This window comes from Plantibacter sp. (genome assembly GCF_059073635.1).
Window position 1 is genome coordinate 137,630 of record NZ_JCACOF010000009.1, and the last position, 17,308, is coordinate 154,937.

Annotated in this window: 16 protein-coding genes and 1 pseudogene; 8 read left to right on the forward strand and 9 right to left on the reverse strand. The window is 70.7% G+C overall.

Going from position 1 to position 17,308, the window contains the following annotated elements; translation table 11 throughout:
• Window positions 1–58 precede the first annotated feature (58 nt).
• Both AC5JOC_RS10630 and AC5JOC_RS10635 read left to right on the forward strand, forming a co-directional pair.
• On the forward strand, window positions 59–1,288 hold the full coding sequence (locus AC5JOC_RS10630) for an ammonium transporter (RefSeq protein ID WP_064293796.1): 1,230 nt from the start codon (window positions 59–61) through the stop codon (window positions 1,286–1,288).
• 98 nt (window positions 1,289–1,386) lie between these two features.
• Complete coding sequence (locus AC5JOC_RS10635) at window positions 1,387–1,932, forward strand: type II toxin-antitoxin system PemK/MazF family toxin (RefSeq protein WP_494246426.1); 546 nt, start codon at window positions 1,387–1,389, stop codon at window positions 1,930–1,932.
• Here AC5JOC_RS10635 and AC5JOC_RS10640 read toward each other — a convergent pair.
• From AC5JOC_RS10640 to AC5JOC_RS10660, 5 genes are all read right to left on the reverse strand, one after another.
• Window positions 1,866–2,276 carry a hypothetical protein gene (locus AC5JOC_RS10640; protein ID WP_494246427.1) on the reverse strand — a complete coding sequence of 137 codons (411 nt, stop codon included), beginning with the start codon at window positions 2,274–2,276 and terminating at the stop codon, window positions 1,866–1,868. The two genes, AC5JOC_RS10635 and AC5JOC_RS10640, sit on opposite strands and share 67 nt — an antisense overlap.
• A 72-nt stretch (window positions 2,277–2,348) precedes the next feature.
• Window positions 2,349–3,323, reverse strand: a complete 975-nt coding sequence (locus AC5JOC_RS10645; protein ID WP_494246487.1) for an SbcC/MukB-like Walker B domain-containing protein — start codon at window positions 3,321–3,323, stop codon at window positions 2,349–2,351.
• Window positions 3,324–4,041: 718 nt separating this feature from the next.
• Window positions 4,042–5,730, reverse strand: coding sequence for an ATP-binding protein (locus AC5JOC_RS10650; protein WP_494246428.1), 1,689 nt, complete (start codon window positions 5,728–5,730; stop codon window positions 4,042–4,044).
• A complete protein-coding gene (locus tag AC5JOC_RS10655) occupies window positions 5,727–6,572 on the reverse strand; it encodes a DUF4194 domain-containing protein (protein WP_494246429.1) in 846 nt (281 codons plus the stop codon). The genes AC5JOC_RS10650 and AC5JOC_RS10655 overlap by 4 nt, the downstream gene beginning before the upstream one ends.
• Before the next feature lies 1 nt (window position 6,573).
• Window positions 6,574–8,121 carry a DUF3375 domain-containing protein gene (locus tag AC5JOC_RS10660; protein WP_494246430.1) on the reverse strand — a complete coding sequence of 516 codons (1,548 nt, stop codon included), beginning with the start codon at window positions 8,119–8,121 and terminating at the stop codon, window positions 6,574–6,576.
• A gap of 248 nt (window positions 8,122–8,369) precedes the next feature.
• On the opposite strand from AC5JOC_RS10660, the gene AC5JOC_RS10665 reads away from it, so the two are divergent.
• The 5 genes and pseudogenes from AC5JOC_RS10665 to AC5JOC_RS10685 all read left to right on the forward strand — a co-directional run bounded on the left by AC5JOC_RS10665 (window position 8,370) and on the right by AC5JOC_RS10685 (window position 11,954).
• Entirely contained in the window at window positions 8,370–9,050 is a 681-nt protein-coding gene (locus AC5JOC_RS10665) for an esterase/lipase family protein (RefSeq protein WP_086473784.1), read from the forward strand.
• Window positions 9,047–9,406: pseudogene (locus AC5JOC_RS10670) on the forward strand (glycosyltransferase family 2 protein); the annotation flags it as partial. The gene AC5JOC_RS10665 and the pseudogene AC5JOC_RS10670, both read left to right, overlap by 4 nt.
• 1 nt (window position 9,407) lies before the next feature.
• Window positions 9,408–10,076 (forward strand): hypothetical protein, encoded by a 669-nt coding sequence (locus AC5JOC_RS10675; RefSeq protein WP_494246431.1) that lies wholly within the window; start codon window positions 9,408–9,410, stop codon window positions 10,074–10,076.
• A complete protein-coding gene (locus AC5JOC_RS10680; protein ID WP_494246488.1) occupies window positions 9,973–10,737 on the forward strand; it encodes an ATP-grasp fold amidoligase family protein in 765 nt (254 codons plus the stop codon). The genes AC5JOC_RS10675 and AC5JOC_RS10680 overlap by 104 nt, the downstream gene beginning before the upstream one ends.
• Window positions 10,734–11,954, forward strand: a complete 1,221-nt coding sequence (locus tag AC5JOC_RS10685; RefSeq protein WP_494246432.1) for a glycosyltransferase family 4 protein — start codon at window positions 10,734–10,736, stop codon at window positions 11,952–11,954. The genes AC5JOC_RS10680 and AC5JOC_RS10685 overlap by 4 nt, the downstream gene beginning before the upstream one ends.
• Here the strand turns inward: AC5JOC_RS10685 and AC5JOC_RS10690 are convergent.
• Genes AC5JOC_RS10690 through AC5JOC_RS10705 form a run of 4 tightly spaced genes read right to left on the reverse strand, consistent with a single transcriptional unit; the run spans window position 11,885 to window position 16,069 of the window.
• Window positions 11,885–12,766, reverse strand: coding sequence for a glycosyltransferase family 2 protein (locus AC5JOC_RS10690; protein ID WP_206428238.1), 882 nt, complete (start codon window positions 12,764–12,766; stop codon window positions 11,885–11,887). The genes AC5JOC_RS10685 and AC5JOC_RS10690 overlap by 70 nt on opposite strands.
• Window positions 12,763–13,749 (reverse strand): glycosyltransferase, encoded by a 987-nt coding sequence (locus tag AC5JOC_RS10695; RefSeq protein ID WP_494246433.1) that lies wholly within the window; start codon window positions 13,747–13,749, stop codon window positions 12,763–12,765. The genes AC5JOC_RS10690 and AC5JOC_RS10695 overlap by 4 nt, the downstream gene beginning before the upstream one ends.
• A 44-nt stretch (window positions 13,750–13,793) precedes the next feature.
• Window positions 13,794–14,936 (reverse strand): glycosyltransferase, encoded by a 1,143-nt coding sequence (locus tag AC5JOC_RS10700; RefSeq protein WP_124769322.1) that lies wholly within the window; start codon window positions 14,934–14,936, stop codon window positions 13,794–13,796.
• Window positions 14,933–16,069 carry a glycosyltransferase gene (locus AC5JOC_RS10705; protein WP_274499925.1) on the reverse strand — a complete coding sequence of 379 codons (1,137 nt, stop codon included), beginning with the start codon at window positions 16,067–16,069 and terminating at the stop codon, window positions 14,933–14,935. The genes AC5JOC_RS10700 and AC5JOC_RS10705 overlap by 4 nt, the downstream gene beginning before the upstream one ends.
• Window positions 16,070–16,202: 133 nt before the next feature.
• Between AC5JOC_RS10705 and AC5JOC_RS10710 the strand changes: the two genes are divergently transcribed.
• A complete protein-coding gene (locus AC5JOC_RS10710; RefSeq protein WP_197977468.1) occupies window positions 16,203–17,291 on the forward strand; it encodes a hypothetical protein in 1,089 nt (362 codons plus the stop codon).
• Window positions 17,292–17,308: the final 17 nt, after the last annotated feature.

Below are 17,308 nucleotides of genomic sequence, written 5' to 3' on the forward strand. Positions count from 1 at the left end.
GCCAGTCCTCACCATCTCGGGCACCCGTTGCAAGACCACGATGTGTGAGGAAGATCCAATGGATACAGGCAGTATCGCTTGGGGAGTCACGGCAACCGCTCTGGTGCTGTTCATGACCCCCGGCGTCGCATTCTTCTACGGCGGCCTCGTGAAGGCGAAGAGCGTCGTCAGCATGATGATGATGAGCTTCGGCGCACTGGGCCTGATCAGCGTGCTGTGGATCCTCTACGGCTTCAACATGTCGGCCGTCGGCAGCCCGCTGGAGTTCGCGGGCAACCCGTTCTCCGACTTCGGGATGACCGCACTCGCGAGCGGCGAGACCGCGAACACCGACCTGGTGGGAGCGACCTACGGCGCCACCTTCGCGATCATCACGATCGCGCTGATCTCCGGCGCCATCGCCGACCGTGCGAAGTTCGGCTCCTGGATGATCTTCGCCGGCCTCTTCGCGACCATCGCGTACTTCCCGATCGCCGCGTGGGTCTGGGGCGGCGGCTGGATCATGAACCTCGGCACCACGCTGTTCGGTGAGGATGCCGGCATCGGCGTCATCGACTACGCGGGTGGAACCGCGGTGCACATCAACGCCGGAGCCGCAGCACTCGCCCTCGCCCTGGTGCTCGGCAAGCGCATCGGCTTCCAGAAGGGCATCACGAAGCCGCACAACGTGCCGCTCACCCTCCTCGGAGCCGCCATCCTGTGGTTCGGCTGGTTCGGCTTCAACGCCGGCGCCGAGTGGCTGAACGAGCTCGCGAACGTCGGACTCATCGTCGTCAACACCGTCGGGGCCACCGCTGCCGCCATCATCGGCTGGATCGTCGTCGAGAAGTTCAAGGACGGCAAGGCGACCTCGGTGGGCGCCGCCTCCGGTGCCGTCGCTGGTCTCGTCGCCATCACCCCGGCGTGCGCGAACCTGACTCCGGGTTGGGCGCTGCTCCTCGGCATCGTGGCCGGCGCCGTCTGCGCCATCGCCGTCGAGCTGAAGTTCAAGCTCGGCTTCGACGACTCCCTCGACGTCGTGGGCATCCACCTCGTCGGTGGCCTCATCGGCACCCTGTACCTCGGCTTCTTCGCGACCGAGACCGGCCTCTTCGTCGGCGGCGGCATCGAGCAGCTCGCGGTCCAGGCCATCGCCGCCTTCGCCGTCCTCGTCTACTCCTTCATCGTGGCCTTCGTCATCGGCTTCGCGATCGAGAAGACGATCGGCTTCCGCGTCAAGAACGAGGACGAGATCGCCGGCGTCGACACCTCCGTGCACGGCGAAGAGGGGTACGCCCTCGTCGACTGACCTCGACCGCCACCGATTCGCCGAACGGGCGTCGTCCACCAGGACGGCGCCCGTCCGTCGTTCCCTGGGGTGGCAGCCGCGGACGGTAGGGTGACGGCGTGTCAACCTTCACCTCGATCATCCGCCGCGTCGCGAACGCACTCCTGGGCCCCTCCACCCGCGCCGCCTCCAGTGCGGTGCGCACCGCGGGCCTCGCGACGCCACCGACCACCACCGCCGCTTCACCCGGACGCTCAGGCCGGACGGCGACGGTCGAGGTCGATCCGCGGGCGGTCGGCGCCGTGTCCATCGACTACGCCCCGGCCGTCGACGGCGATCCCGATCCCGGCGAGATCGTCTGGACCTGGGTGCCGTACGAGGAGCGCGACGGACGTGGCAAGGACCGTCCGGTGCTCATCGTGGCGCGCTCGACCGGAGGCTGGGTGCTGGCGGTGCAGCTGACGAGCAAGGATCATTCGCAGGACGGTGAGTTCGTGCCGCTCGGCACCGGAGGATGGGACAGTGCCGGCCGTCCGAGTTGGGCGAACCTCGACCGCGTCTTCCGCGTGCACCCCGACGGGATGCGACGGGAGGCGACTCAGGTCCCGCGTGATCGCTTCGACCGCGTCGCCGCCGGGCTCCGTTCGCGGTACGGGTGGCGCTGACCGACCTGCGACCGGTCGCTCAGGCGTACCGGTCGCTCCGTCGCGGCGCTGCGTCCCACGGCACCTGCCCGTGCTCCCAGGCGTCCGCGGAGCCGGGGAGTGGCCGGTGCGGCGGACCGTCGTCCACCCGGCACGGCACGCTCCGCCTCGGCGAGCGTCGCGAACCGACCGATCAACCGGCGGTCCTCCGACCGCGGTGCCCAGGTGACGCAGCGGAAGTAGGCCGGTGCGCCGCTCGGCGCGAAGTACTTCACGAGACCGGCCGGCCGGTCGGGCACCTCCCGCATCACGATCCACTCGGCCTCGCCGATGCGGATCGGCGGGGAAGCGGGCCGGTCGGACATGATTCGAACATATGTTCGAACGAGTGTTGTGTCAAGTCACACCGTGGCCGGGTGTGATCGACGGATCAGACGCTATCCGACGCGTTCGAGCGGCTCGACCGGAGCCGACCGTTCGATCTCGGCGACCCAGGCGTGTCGGGTCTCCGGATCCTTCCGGATCGACAGGAGCCGGTCCATATAGGGCTCGAGCGCCGTCACCTTGTCGAGCGGCGCCCCGATCACGAGCTGGAAGCCGAGCCGCAGCCAGGCGACCACCGCGCGGCCGGCGAACTCCGAGTCCGCCTTGATGAAGCCCTCGTCGAGCAGCACCGGCGCGAACCTCGGACGCGGGCGGTCCTCATCACCGAGCTGGTAGCGCAGGGCAGCGCCGACGATGAACGCGACGAGCTCCTGGGTCTCGCCACCGCTCTTGTCGCCGAGCGAGGAGTAGACGCTGACATCCTGACCAGACGTGTCGTACCGCACGGCGGTGATCTCGACGTGACGGCGCACGTCGAGCACCTGGTCGCGGGTCGACTGGGACCCGGCACCCGTGTCGCGCATCGACTCCATGAACCGGCGGAGCCGCTGGAACCGGGCCTCCAACTCGTCATCGCCGAGGTTCGCGGTGACTTCGCTCGACAGGGCGCGCAGCTCGCGCCGGAAGGCGGAGGCCTCCTCGCGATGCACCCGGCGGAGGACGATCTTCAGACGATCGTGCGCCGGTCCGAACGGCAGGTCGCGCAGGATGTCGTTGACCGGGACCAGGCGGTCCTCGATCTCCTCGACGGCGCTGTCGAACGCGCTGCTGAGGGGGACCAGGTCCTCACCGCTCCACTGGGACAGCCGGCGGCGCCACTCCTGGCGGCGCTCGGGGAGACCGGTGCCGAGGATGCCGTCGAGGATCGCCCGGTAGTCGCCGTAGGACTCGAGCGTCGTGCCGAGGTTGGGGTCGTGCCAGATCGACTGGTACTGCTCGAACACGTGCACCTGTGCGAGCGCGGCCTGCTCCGCCTGGCGGACGGCCGAGGACAACTCGTCGCCGAGCCGGGCGCGGAGCCGCTTCATCGCATCGCCGAACCCGCCGAGTGACGGCACACCGCCCACCGCCGCGAGGGCGGCTTCGATCCGATCGATGTCGGCGGGGGAGACCTCCTCCACCTCGGAGCGCTCGAAACGGTCGATGACGGTCGTCGCCGCGTCCTGCTGATCGACGAGGACCCCGTGCTCCTCGTCGAGGCGTCTGACACGGTCCTCGGCCGGGAACCGCTCGGCGTTGGCGGCGTCGAGTTCACGTTGGGCGGCCGCCACCGAGCCCTGGAGCTCCTGCAGGACGTCACTGGCGTCGAGCAGACGCTCCAGCTCGGCCGCGGCTGCGTCGCGATGCGCAGCAGCACCGGCGACGTCGATCCTGGCCCACTCGGTGTCGAGACGATACCGGTGGGCGGCCCGCTCGGCCTCACGACGCGACAACCGCTGCTGGATGCCGGCCTGTCGACCGGCGATGACTTCGAGGCGCCCACGGATCTCGGCCGTCTCCGCCTCGATCGACGCGATCCGCGCCTCATTGGTGAAGCCGAGGATCGGTGCACCGCCCGTGTCGCCGTGGGAGCCGCGGCGGCCGTCACGCAGCTGGCCGTTCACGGTCACGCGGCGACCGCCACCCGAGAGCTCCGACGGAGACTCGACGCACCGCGCGTCGATCCGGTCCGAGGTCACGCGCTGCTCGATCCACCTGCTGAACGGCGAGGTGCGGTACGTGACACGGCCGGAGATGAACGCGGGGTCACCCGCGTCTGGGGAGGACGGCTCGTGCAGCGGGACACCCTCGAACTGCAGGCGGACCGGGATCCGGACCGCGTCGATCGCGCGGCCGAACGCATCGAGGTGTTCCTCGTCGACGAGGACCGTCCTCGCGAGACCGTGCAGGGTGACCTCGATCGCGGGACGCCAGGCGGCATAGGCGGGAGCGACGTCGATGAGCTCGGCCACGAACGGCAGCTGTTCCGGGATCGAGTCCAGCGGCCTCGGCGAGGGCGAGCCTCGCCCGGTGGAGTCGATCGGGGACCGCGCCGTCACGGCCGCGAAGCGATTGCAGCTCACGGCGGAGTTCGGTGTTGCGCTCCTCGAGGGGGAACGCTTCGCGATGCAGCTGGGCGCGATCGGTCTCGATGGCGTCGAGCGCGGCGTCGTCGTCGGCGAGGAAGTCCTCGCTGCGGCCGAGCGCACGCCGGAACGAGGCTTCGTCCTCGATCGGATCGTCGAGGACCTCGGTGCGCTCGTCGAACAGCGACCTGGCTCGTGCCACCTCGGCGTGCGTCGCCTCCGCGGCCTCACGGCGTTCCTCGGCACGCCGCAGCGCGCTCCCGCCCTGCTCCGACACCTGACGCTCGAGTTCACGGACACGGACACCCGCCGCAGCGGCTCGTGCCCGCGCCGCCTCCAACGTGGCTCCGGCCTCGAGCTTCTCCCGCCGGTTCCGGGAGACCGCTTCATCGAGCAGTGCCTCGTGTGCGCGACTGCGCCAGACGGTGAACGGTGTCGTGCCGTCCTCGGTGAAGCCGAGGCGCTCGAGGTCGGCAGCCGCCCGGTGCCCGTCCTCGTAGTCACGACGCAGTTCACCGAGCCGCTCGAGCACCCGAGCCTTGCGGCTCTCGGTCTCCATCGCGAGGTACGCCTCGTCGAGCGCCTCGAAGTGCGACAGCGCCCGGTCGGCCGCGTCGTACGTGCTCGGACGCTCCAGCACCATCGACTTGTACAGGCCGTCGACCGTCGGCAGGTGCTGTCCCGCCTGGATCCGGGCCAGCAGACGCATCGCCCGACCACCGTCGCCTCCGGCACCGATGCCGAGACGGGTGTGCAGGGTGTAGGACAGCTCCGCGTAGGTGTCACGGACGACGAATCCGGGGATGCGACCCTGGAGCTCACCGGCGTCGAACCGCTTCGGCACGAACGCCTCGAGGTCCGTGAGCTCGAACGGCCCGTCGACGGTCGCCATCGTCATCGACAGGTCACCGGTGCGCAGCGCACGTCGGGGGACGAGGTAGGCGCGCACGACGGTGAAGCGACGGTCGTCGTCGTTGAGGAACGTCACCGCCACGGCACCCCAGGTGAGCTGATCCGTGCCGCGCAGGTTGATGTCGCGCATCGCCCCGGTCTGCGGGTCCCGTGCCGAGTCGACCTTGCCGCGGAGATACGTGAGCAGGTTGCGCTGGTCTGGATTCCGCGCCCGTCCGACCGCCGCGTCGTTGGAGGCTCCGTTGAACGGCACGTCCGACGGCATCATGACCGCGAGGTACGCGTCCATGAGCGAGCTCTTCCCGGTTCCGGAGGCGCCGGAGATGAGCGTCGCGCGGGAGGCGAAGTCGACCGATCGGTACCCGTCGAACCCACCCCAGTTGATGACCTGCATCCGTTCGATGCGCCACTGCTCGACGAGGTCCAGCAGGGTGTCGGTGTCCGTGGAGCGGCTCATCGGTCGTCCTCTGCTGCTTGTGGCTGGGTCTGGTCGTCGGGGGAGTCCTGCGACTCGGCTGCGGTGCCGTCGGGCTCGTCGTCCGAGTCCGCGTCGGCATCGGGTCGCGGCTGCTCCGAGGCCGGATCGACCGCTGCGGTCTGCGTTTCGAGCCACTCCAGGAGCTCCTGGAGGCGCTCGAGGGGGAGGAGCGTCTCCACGACCGACGCGATCCGGTGGCGGCGGGCGTCCTTGGTCCGCAGCAGGACCCGCGCGGTCAGCAGCTTGTCGATCGCGCGTTCGACGCGTCCGTCGTCACGGGCGCGGTCGGTGGCGTGCTCGGGGCGGAAGCTCGCGACGAAGCCGAGCAGCTCGTCGTGTTCGACGATCGCGGCTCGTGCGCCGTTGGCCAGTTCGGTCCGGAGACGCGTCCGCAGGTAGACGAGCAGGATCGTCTCCTCGCGGCTGTAGCTGGTGTCGTGCAGCAGGGTCGGGAAGGGACGCCGCCCGCTCTCCGAGCCCGCCTGGCGCTTGAAGGCGACCTCGGCCGAGCGGTCCACCTCGAGCTCCAGGAACAGCTCGTTGAGGCGGGACCGGAGCAGCGACTCGGACTCGAGGACCGTCCGCCACTCGGCCGGCTGGAGCGCGGGGCTGACGTAGCGGTGCTTCAGCAGAGCGACCAGCGCACGACGTTGAGCGGCGTCGAGGCGTCCCTCGTCCCCTTCGAAGAGGGCGAACGAGTCGTCGTCCGGGCCGGCGACCGGCGCCTCGGCGGGTGCGAAGGCGTCGAGTCCGTCCGTCGTCAGGTCGTCCGACGTCGGGTCGGTCGTCGCCGTCGCGGTGGGATCCGTCTCGGAGGTCATGTCATTCCGTTCCGCGCCCGGCCTGGTCGGCCGGAGCAGTGGTCGTGGTCGTCGTGGCCCGCGTCAGCGCTGCGACACCGGCCTCACCGAGCGGGAAGGCCGGGAGTTCGAACGCGGTGGTCGTCCCATCCGGACGGACCGTCTCGTAGCGACGGCGCGGTGCCTGCTCGTCATACGTGCCCAGCTGGGTCATGAGGTGGACGAGGCCGAACAGCTCCACCGGTCGTCGGAGTTCCGGATCGAGCCCGGAGAACGCCACATGGGCGTCCTCGGCACCGGAGGTCACCGCATCGAGGAGTCCGGCCCGGAGCTCGTCGAGGAGCGGGCCGCCCTGCGATCGGAGGGTGTCGAGCGACATCACCGCGCCGTCGGTCCGTTCGACGGCCGTCGCGATCGGCGGCGGAGCGACCTCGACGTCCGGATCGTAGAACCGCTCGCGCAGGTGCTCGATGTCGATGGTCTCGGGGAGGAGCGGTAGGTCGACGGAGGCGCGTGGTCCCGCGGTCCGCATCCAGATGCCGAGGCGCTGGTTCAGTGCACGCAGGGTCGTGTCGAGTTCGCGGTCCTGCACGACGTCGTGATGCACGATGTGGTCGCGGAGCGTCGCGGTGAGCCGCCGACGCTGCGCGAGGACGTCGTCGATCCCCTGTCGGATGATCCCGACGGCACCCCGGAAGCCACGGAGCTCCGCGGGCCCGAGCCTGGACGAGAAGGGGTGGTCGAGGATCGTGGAGAGGTCGCGCTTGAGGTCCTGCAGCAGATCGTCGTTGCGGAGGAGCTCGAAAGCGCCCTCGAAGGCCCGACCCTCGGCCGTCGCCGTCATCAGCTCGTCGGTGCGCCGGAGGTAGTCGTCGAGGATCTCGCCGATCGGACGGGTGTCGTTCCGGAAGTCCTCGACGATCCGCCGGTGCATCGCGATGACCGACTCCTCGACCCGGCGGAAGTCGCTCGGGAGCTGGCGGATGAGGTCGGCGATGTTGGCGTAGCCGTCCTGCATCCGGTCGTCGCTCGCCGCGACGACGGTGCCGCCGGCCGCCACCCGTTCGCGTTCCGCCTGGAGCTCGGCGAGCTGCGCGTCGATGCGACGCAGATGCTCGTCACGGTCCGGGTCGGCCTGCAGCGCCCATCGGCGCACGGAGTCGAGGATCATGGTCAGGCGCGACTCACTGATGAGGGCGCGGTCGTGTGCGAGGCCGTCGACGAGCGAGACCGCTTCGAGCGCGTGCGAGGTGAGCGAGTACTGCTCCTCGCCGTCGTCGGTGCTCGTCCGGACGAGCCACTGGTCGTGCACCCACTCCCGGCAAAGGGTCCGTCCGCCACCGCGTTCGTCGCCGCCCGCCGGGATCCGCGCACCGCGAGCCACGAGTTCGCCGAGGTACTCCTCGACCTGCAGATGGAAGCGGTCCGCTGCGACGAACTGGACGTCGCGGCCGAACGTGGTGCGGAAGATCGCCACGACAGCGGGTGCCGTCGGCCGGCTCAGCAGCCGGATCGCAGGACGCTCCAGCGCGTCCCGGACGCGGCCGAACTCTCCGTCGATCTCTCCCACTGCACTCCTCGATCGTCCGGGCACACGAACACCCCGAGGCCACCGCAGCTGCCAGATTATCAGCGCACCGGACCCGTGGTGAGCCACGCCGGGCATCGACGGTCCCGATCCGCCCGGGCCCGGTCCGGCCGCTGTCAAGGTCCAGGGTCACGCCGGGTGGTCCGGTTACGGTGAGGACATGGGAACAGAGCGATGCCCCGAGGTCCTGCGGGGAGACGGTTGAGCCGCGCGAACGGTGATCGCCGGTGATCCGTTCGGCGCTGCGGACGCTCGGCTGGTGGGCGCGCGACTACGCCTACGCACTCGTCTGGCAGGTCCGGGCCTTCGTCAGCCGGACCGACCCGCACGACTTCCTGTCCGGCGACCGGTCACCGATCGTCGTCCTCCCGGGCGTCTATGAGACCTGGCGGTTCCTCGAGCCGCTCATCCGCCGACTCCACGACGACGGACACCCGGTACACGTGATCGACCCGCTCGGACGCAACGACCGCTCGGTCCCGGTGGCGGCACGACTCGTCGCCGACTACCTCGAGGCGAACGGGCTCGGCGACGTCGTCCTCCTCGCGCACAGCAAGGGCGGGCTCGTCGGCAAGTACGTCATGTCGCTCGGCGGCGGGGGAGCCCGGATCTCCGGGATGCTCGCCGTCGCGGCGCCGTTCGCCGGATCGCGGTACGCGAGGCTCATGCTCCTCCCGAGCCTGCGCATCTTCACCCCCGACGACCCGACGATCCTCGCGCTCTCCCGAGAGGCGACCGTCAATCCGAGGATCGTCTCCGTCTACGGGCGCTTCGATCCGCACATCCCGGGCGGCAGCCGACTCGACGGCGCCAAGAACGTGGAACTCGACACCGGCGGCCACTTCCGCATCCTCGCCCACCCGCGGGTGTTCGCGGAGGCACAGCTGCTGGCGGATGGGCGAGACGCATGACGGTCGAGACGCTCGAGACCGCGGCCCACCCGCTCGTGACCGTGGACGTGGTCGTTCCGGTCAAGGACGACGCCGCACTCCTCCGACGCTGCCTGCGCTCGCTGCGCGCGCAGCACACCGGACCCGCATCGATCATCGTCGTCGACAACGGCAGCCGCGATCGCGCCGAGGTCGCGGCCATCGCCGAGCGGTACGACGCGGTCCTCATCGATGAGCCGATGCCCGGCATCCCCGCGGCGAACGCAGCCGGCTTCGACCACGCGACCGCGACGGTCGTGGCGAGACTCGACGCGGACTGCGTGCCGCCACCGGACTGGGTGACCCGGATCACCGACGCGTTCGCGATGGATCCGGAGCTTGGAAGCGCTCACCGGCCCCGCCGTCTTCATCGACGGTCCGCGCCTGCTCCGTGCACCGCTCGCCGGCCTCTACCTCGGGGCGTACCGGCTCTTCGTCGGGGCCGCCCTCGCCCAGGTCCCGATCTTCGGGTCCAACTGTGCGATCCGGCGCGCGACGTGGGACCAGATCGCCGAGGCGGTGCACCGCGAGGATGCGGAACTGCACGACGATCTGGACGTCTCGGCCCATCTGGGTCTCCACCGACGCGTGCGCTACGACCGGTCGCTCGGGATGGGGATCTCGATGCGCCCGTTCACCGATGCCGGTTCGCTCGCCCTCCGGATGCGTCGGGGCTGGACCACCCTGCGTGTGCACTGGCCGGAGGACCTGCCCGCCGTCCGGTGGTTCCATCGCAGCCGCCGCCTGCGCGCCGTCCTCCCCGATGCGACGAGCGCGCCGCGGACGGTGCCCTGGCGAGAGCGGAGCCGGCTGGTGCGCGCCGTCCGGCTCTGGCGGACGCGCCGGCCGGTCGACCTTCCGGGAGAAGGTCCGGTACAAGATGCTCCGCGACCGTCGTCCGCTCATCGTCACCTTCGCGGACAAGGCCGCCGTGCGAAAGCTCGTCGCTTCGCGCATCGGCCAGCATGTCCTCCCGCGCGTGTACGGGATCCTCGACGATCCGCATGAGTTGCGGGACCTGGAGCTCCCGGAGTCCTACGTCGTCAAGCCAACGCACGGCAGCGGGGCGGCCATCGTCGTCTCGTCGTCCGCCCGCCCCGATGCCCGTCTGCCGACCGAGGCGGGGAGCTGGGAGTACCGGCACGTCCGACCGGAGAAGGTGGATCGCGATCGACTCGTCGAACTCGCGAACGGCTGGGTGTCCCAGTTGTACGGTCAGGGACCGAACCGCGAGTGGGTGTACGGACGGGTGCCGCGCAGGATCATCGTCGAGGAGCTGCTGGAGGGACCGGATGGCGGGATCCCCGACGACCTCAAGTTCTTCGTCTTCCACGGGCGCTGCCGGTACATCCAGCTCGACTCCGGCAGGTTCGGACGCCGGACCCAGGACTTCTTCCTGCCGGATTGGCGGCACCTGCCACTCAGTGGTGGACCCGCGTGGGCCGACCCGGAACCGTCGGCGCCCGAACGGCTCGACGAGATGATCGACCTGGCCGAGCGCCTGGCCGCCGACACCGACTTCGTCCGCGTGGACCTGTACGACCTCGGCGACCGCATCGTGTTCGGTGAGCTGACGAGCTACCCCGCCGGTGGCGAGAGTCCGTTCGACCCGGAGCGGTACAACGCGGAGTTCGGTTCCTGGTGGACGGTGCCGAGGCGATACCGGTGAGTGACGTCCCGCGTGGTCCACGACGGCAGCGCTGGCTCGTGGCCGCGACCGAGTATGCGGGGCTCACGAGCTACACGGGCGGGATCGGACGGCACTACGCCGCGCTCCTTCCCGCCCTCGTCCGCTCGGGAGTCGAGATCGACCTCGTCGTGTGCTCGGACGACGAGCTGCCCGTCGGCGCGGACATCGACGGCGTCCGTCTCATCGACGCCGTACGGCACGGCAGTCGATCACCACGCGTCCTCAGGATGCTCCTCGGCGCCCGAACCGTCCGCCGGGTGTTCCGACGCGGTTCGTACGATCGGATCTTCCTGCCCGAGTGGAGCGCCCTCGGATCGGCGCTGCCGCGTTCGGCGCCCCTCGTGACGAACCTCGCCACGAGCATTCGTCTCTCCAACCTCGTCTCGGGACTCCGCCTCGGTGACCTGCCGGTCGCAGGGCGCATCGCGGTGATCGTCCAGGACGCGCTCGAGACCCGACAGATCCGACGGTCTGCTGCGCTCGTCGCGATCTCGACCGCGATGCTCGCGCGCACGAAGGACCTGCTCGGCGCCCTGCCGCCGGCCGCCGTCGTGCGCAACTGCATCGACGTCGACGCCGTCCGCGTTGCCGCGTCGACCGCCGGGCTGCCGGCTCAGTGGCCGACCGGGGCGGAACCGGTCGTGCTCTTCCTCGGCCGGCTCGAGCGGCGGAAGGGTGTCGTGGAGGCGTTTCAGGCGTTCGCGTTGCTCGTCCGGCAGAAGCCCGATGCCCGACTCGTCCTCGCCGGTTCCAGCGGTGACCGGCGGTTCGAACCGGACCTGACGGCGCTGCTGTCCATCCTGCCCGAGTCGGTACGGGACCGGGTCGTGTGGCTCGGGCATGTGGCGGGAGCGGAGCTCTATCGGGCCGTCGGAGCTGCGACGGTGGTCATGTGCCCCTCGCGCTGGGAGGGGTTCGGCAACGTCGCACTCGAGGCGAAGGCGATCGGGACCCCGCTGGTCGTGACCACCGGGAGCGGGTACGACGACTTCTGCACGGACGGCGTCGACTGTCTCATGGTGCCACCAGGAGACCACGGAGCCCTTGCGCGAGCGCTTCGAAGGGTGCTGGACGCGCCGTCGGACGCCCTGACGCGGGCCGCGACCGCACGTGCGTCCGTCGATCGTTACGCGCCGGAGCCTGTCGCCGCGGCGCTGGTGGCCGCAGTCGACGGACTGCTCGGGCCGGTCGGCTGAACCCGGACCCAGTCGTCGCCGATCCGTCGGACTGCACCAGCCTGAGCGAACGCCTCCAGCCAACCGGTCATCGGCCAGGTTCCCCACCGGTCGGCGAACCGCGCGCCGTTCCGGAGGATGTCGTCGAAGTGCTGCCAGGGCGGGCGCTGCGTCTCGTGGTGCTGGTGGTAGGCGTGCGCGCCTCCGACCCACACGAGGGGTGTCCGCGACGCGCTCAGGGTGAACGCGAAGTCGGTGTCCTCTCCGCCGTACCCTTCGTACCCCTCGTCGAAGCCTCCGCTCCGGGACCAGGTCGACGCACTCGTCGCGAAGGACAACGACCAGAACAGCGGGTACTCGTCCTCGGAGGCGACGCGCTCCGCGCCGTCGTCCGGGTTCGGTCTCGCCGCATGCGGTGCCGTCGCCGCCGCCAATGCACGGCGGTCGGTGACGTCCACGCCTGGCTGCAGGTAGGTCACCGGGCCGCAGAGGACGGCGCCCGGGTGGCGATCGGACGCCTCACGGTATCGGTCGAGCAGGGCCGGCCCGGGGACGCAGTCCGCGTCGAGGAACACGATGAGGTCTGCACCACGGTCGATGGCGAGCGCTGCACCGGCGTTCCGGCCTGCCGCGAGACGGAGTCCGTCGGACCCCGGTGGAAGGTGGACCGTCAGCTCCGCGTCGAGGGTCGGGGGTGCGTCGTCCCCGATCCACACGACGAGTCGCTCCACCGCGTCGCCCGAGGTCGGTATGGACGCCCCGACGGCCTCGAGCTGCCGTTCGAGGTGTCCGAGTCGGGGGCGCGAGCACAGGGTCACGACAGACGTCCTCATCGCCCACCCCCTGCAGGATCGCCGGCCGCGACCGCTTCGATGGCCTCCGCTGCTCGTCGGGCGGCACCCGCAACCTGCCAACGAGACCAGTCGGGCCGGAGCTCCGAGGCCCGGTCGAGGATGCCCTTCCAGTCTGTGGCGTCTGGCCAGGACGACCGCACGACCGCCAGCTCGTTCGCCTCGAGTGCACGTGCGGTGGACACCTGCTCGTCGAAGGGGCGTTCCTGCGGGACCACGACCGCCGTGACGCCAGCCGCAGCGAGATCGGCGATCGCGTTCTGACCGGCCCACGACACCACCACCTCCGCCCGGCAGAGCGCGTCCCACGGGTCGTCGGTCCAGACGGACCCGGCACCGGCGCCGAGCGAGGTCCAGTCGCGACCGCTGGCGTGGGCGGCCTCCTCCACGGCTTCCTGCGACACCGAGGAGCCGCCGGCCCCGGCGAGGAGGAGCACCCCGCTGCGCCCGGCTTCCGCGGCAGTCCGCTCGCGACCCTCGAAGCGACTGATACCGCCGGTGTACACCACCTTGTCCCGTACGGGATGGAGGTGCTCCAGCTGCAGCACACCGTGAGGCCATGGGGCGATGATCGTCGACGCCGCGCGGAAGGCGAGCGCGTGCGGTTCGTCGTCGCGGTGGCCCGGCTGTGCCATGACGACGGTGGGGACGCCGAGCAGGCGTGCGAGGAGCACCACCTCGACGGAGACGTCCACCACCATCGCGTCCATCTGCTGCTGCGCGAGGGCGGCGGCGATGGTCGCAAGACGAGCACGGTGACCGGCGTGACCGAGCGGCGCCCAGTGCAGCAGCCCCTCCGCGGTCGGATCGCAGTCGTCCGGGGGAGACGCACCGTCCGGCACGTCGTCATCCCGGTCGAGCACCACCCAGGAACAGTTCGAGGGGAGTCCCATCGGCGCCGGGAACGAGCTGAAGCAGACGATGTCGGCGTCGAGGTGGGGTGCGACGGCGAGCAGACGCGTCACGTGCCCCCGTCCGTGGTGATGCACGTACCAACCGATGCGGGGCCTCACGAGCTGAACTCGTCGACGCGACCGGAACCGAGCACGGGCGAGTCGCCGAGGAGCGCGGCGAAGTGCTCCTCGAGCCGGCCCACCCTGGCGTCGAGCGAGAACCGCGCGAGGGCGGATGCCCGGATCGAGGCGCGGAACCCCCGGTCGAGCTCCGACTGCCGGATCAACCCGTCCACGCGGTCCGCCATGGCCGCCAGGTCTCCTGGTGCGACGACCTGCATACCGACGCTCGCCTGGGCGATCTCGGGCACGCCGCCGACGGCGAAGCTGACCACCGGGGTCCCGGTCATCAGCGCCTCCGGTGCGACGAGACCGAACGGCTCGGCCCATGCCGGCGTCGAGACCGCTGCCGCGCTCCGCCCCACGAGCGTGGCGAGTCGCGTCGGGTCGAGCGGCCCGACATGTCGGACGTCACGTCCCAGCAGCGGCGACAGCACGCGCTCGGCGTACACCGGATCGCCCACGCGACCGGCGATGACGAGCCGTCGCCCCAGTCGACGGGCGACGTCGACCGCGAGGTGCGGAGCCTTCTCCGCGACGACCCGTCCGAACCACACGAGGTCGTCACCGCCTCGGCCTGCCCGCCAGGCATCCGGATCGATGCCGTTCAGGAGCACCTCGGACTCGACACCGGCCGTCGCCCAGGTGCGCTTCGTGAACTCGCTCACCGCCAGGAACCGGCTGCCGTCGGAACCGGCCCGGTTCGCGGCAGCGGCGACGGCCTCGTCGACCGGCGTGTGCAGGGTGGTGATCATGGGGACGCCCAGCTCAGGTGCCAGTTCCACCGGGAGCGCGTCCAGGCAGTGGTTGGACACGACGTCGTATCGCCCTGGCCGAGCGGCGATCGCCTCGAGCGCGCGGCGCAATGCCGGGACGGATCGGGTCAGGTGACCGGGGGGATACCGCTCGTCGTCGGGGGAGGACCAGCGCGGCCACCGCAACTCCGGCAGTTCGAAGACGCTGCCGCGCTCGACGAAGTCGGACCCCCGGACGCCGATGAACGTCACCTCGTGACCTCGTGCGCGCAGTGCGTTGACCTCCGACCACACGGCGGATTCGAGCCCGCCGGCGTGCGGGCGACGGATGGGGAAGCGCAGCGGGGCGATGACGACGACGCGCAGTCGTGGACCGGCCGTCACGAGGCGCGCTCGGCGACGACGCGGCGGTACAGCTCGGCGTGTGCTGCTGCGCTGACGGCGTCGTCGACGTCGCGCCGGGAGCGGCGCGCGGCGACGGCCGCGATCCGGTCGGAGGAGCCGGCACGGGTCGTGCCGTCCGCATCGAGCAGCGCGCCGATGAGATGCTCGAGTGATGCTCCGTCCCCGAGGTCGTAAGCGGAGACGGTGTCGTCGGGATGCTGATCGAGGTACGCCCCGACTCCGGACGGGACGGCGACGGACACGCCGAGATCCCAGCAGAGTTCGAGCCAACCCGAGTGCGTGCCGTGCCGGTAGGGGAGGAGACAGACGTCCAGGCGGCTGAGTGCGATGGCGAGTCCGAGGTCGTCGAGACGCTCGTGCTCGATGAGCAGCGCGGCTTCCGAGCTGCTGACAAGCCGTCGGACGGCCTCGCGTGCCTCCGGATCGCGGACCGCATGGTGCATCCGGACCTCTGCGACGACGTCCGCTCCACGGCGGCGGAGGCGTTCGACCGCGTCGATGAGGGTGGTGACGGCACCGACCGCGTCGACATTGGGGCGCAGGTCCTTCAGGTGGACGCCGACCCGCGTCTCCGCCGACGGCAATACGAGCGGAACCGTGACGTCATCCGACAGGAGCGACGGGTGCGGGATGACGACGGCGTCGCGGCCCCAACGTTCCCGGATGCCGGCGGCGGCGCCAGGGGTCAGGGTGATCAGGGCGTCTGCTCCACGGACGAGCTCGTCGAGCTGCCGGTCATAAGCGGCCTGGTTGTCGAGCTGCGGGTGTTCAAGATCGTGCACCGTGTACACGACCGACCAGCCGACCTGGTGCGCTGCCTCGATGCACGCGGTCACGTGTCCGGGTGGGAACGACTCCGTCCCGAAGTGGATGTGCAGCACGTCGGCATCGACGGCGTGGTCGTGGATCCAGTCCGGATCGAGGGCGGCGGGCGGCCACCAGACGCCCGATGGCGCTCCGTCGACCGGTGGATCGCTCAGCACGTCGATGTCGGGCGAGGCGGTGATGCGGCCGACGTAGGGGTGCGCGGCCGGGATCGAGACGACGCGGATCGGACGAGATGCCGGGTCGGCAGCTCGATCGGTGGCGTGCGACATCACGGTCGACTGCATGGCGGGATCCCCTGTACGGATGCGGGCGCGAGACGCGCGGACGGGTCGGCACGATACGGGCGCCGTCCTCCGAACATAGGTCCGATGACGAGAGTGCCCGCGACCCTTGACGCGGGCCCCCCACTGCACCACGATGACGCAGGTGATCGCAGCCCCACCCCGTCTCCTCATGGTCGGCCCACAGCACCACGGCGTCGTCCAGTACGCGATCGACGTCGCCGACGCTGTCGTCCACGCAGACCCTCGCGCGGAACGGATGTACGCTTCGACCCCGGCCGACGCCGTGCTTCTGCTCGACGGCGTGGACCGTGCCCACGTCCACGTCACCGACCGTCTCTTCGGCCGGTCACCCGAAGAGGCGGCGGACGCCGTCGAGCGTCTCGCGGACGCCACCGAGTTGACGGTCACCCTCCACGACGTCCCGCAGACCTCCGACGGCAGGATGCTGGACCGCCGCATCGCCGCGTACGCCCGGTTCATCGCCGCCGCCCATGCGACAGCCGTCAACAGCCGGCACGAACAGGCGCTGGCTGAAGAGTTCCTCGGTGTCAGTGCCGCGACCGTTCCGCACGCCATCCCGCTCGGCTCCCGGATCGGTACGGCGGCGGTCTCGGCCGACGATGCATCGCTGCCGGGACCGCGCCCACTCACCGTCCTCATCGCCGGGTTCATCTACCCGGGCAAGGGGCATTCGTCGGCGATCCAGGCGGCTTCGCGTGCGGCGGAGGTTCTCCGTGCCACCGGTCACCAGGTCGCCGACGTCGTCGTCCGTGCCATCGGCGCCCCCTCGGCCGGGCACGAGGACGACGTGCTCGACCTCGAGGCGGAAGCACGCGCCGCCGAAGTCTCGTTCGAGGTGACCGGATATCTCGACGATGCGGCGTTCACCGCGCAGATCTCGCGCCCCGGCATCCCCCTGGCCGCGCACGGCCATGTCTCCGCGTCACGCTCGATGCTCGACTGGGTCGAGGCAGGCCGCCGACCGCTCGTCGTCGACTCGCGCTATGCAGCGGAGATGGACCAACTGCGCCCGGAGACGATGGTCCGCTACGACCCGTCGACGCTTCACGCCGAGTTGGCCGCGGCCTGGCTTGATCCCTCCCGGACGCGCCTGCCCGCCGGTCGTAGCCTCCGCCCGGCGCTGCCGGACACCGCGAGCGCGTACCTCGACTGGTGGGGCGCGACGGCCGGTACCGGTCGGCACCGCCCGCCGACGCTTTAGCACGCTCGCAGGAGCGA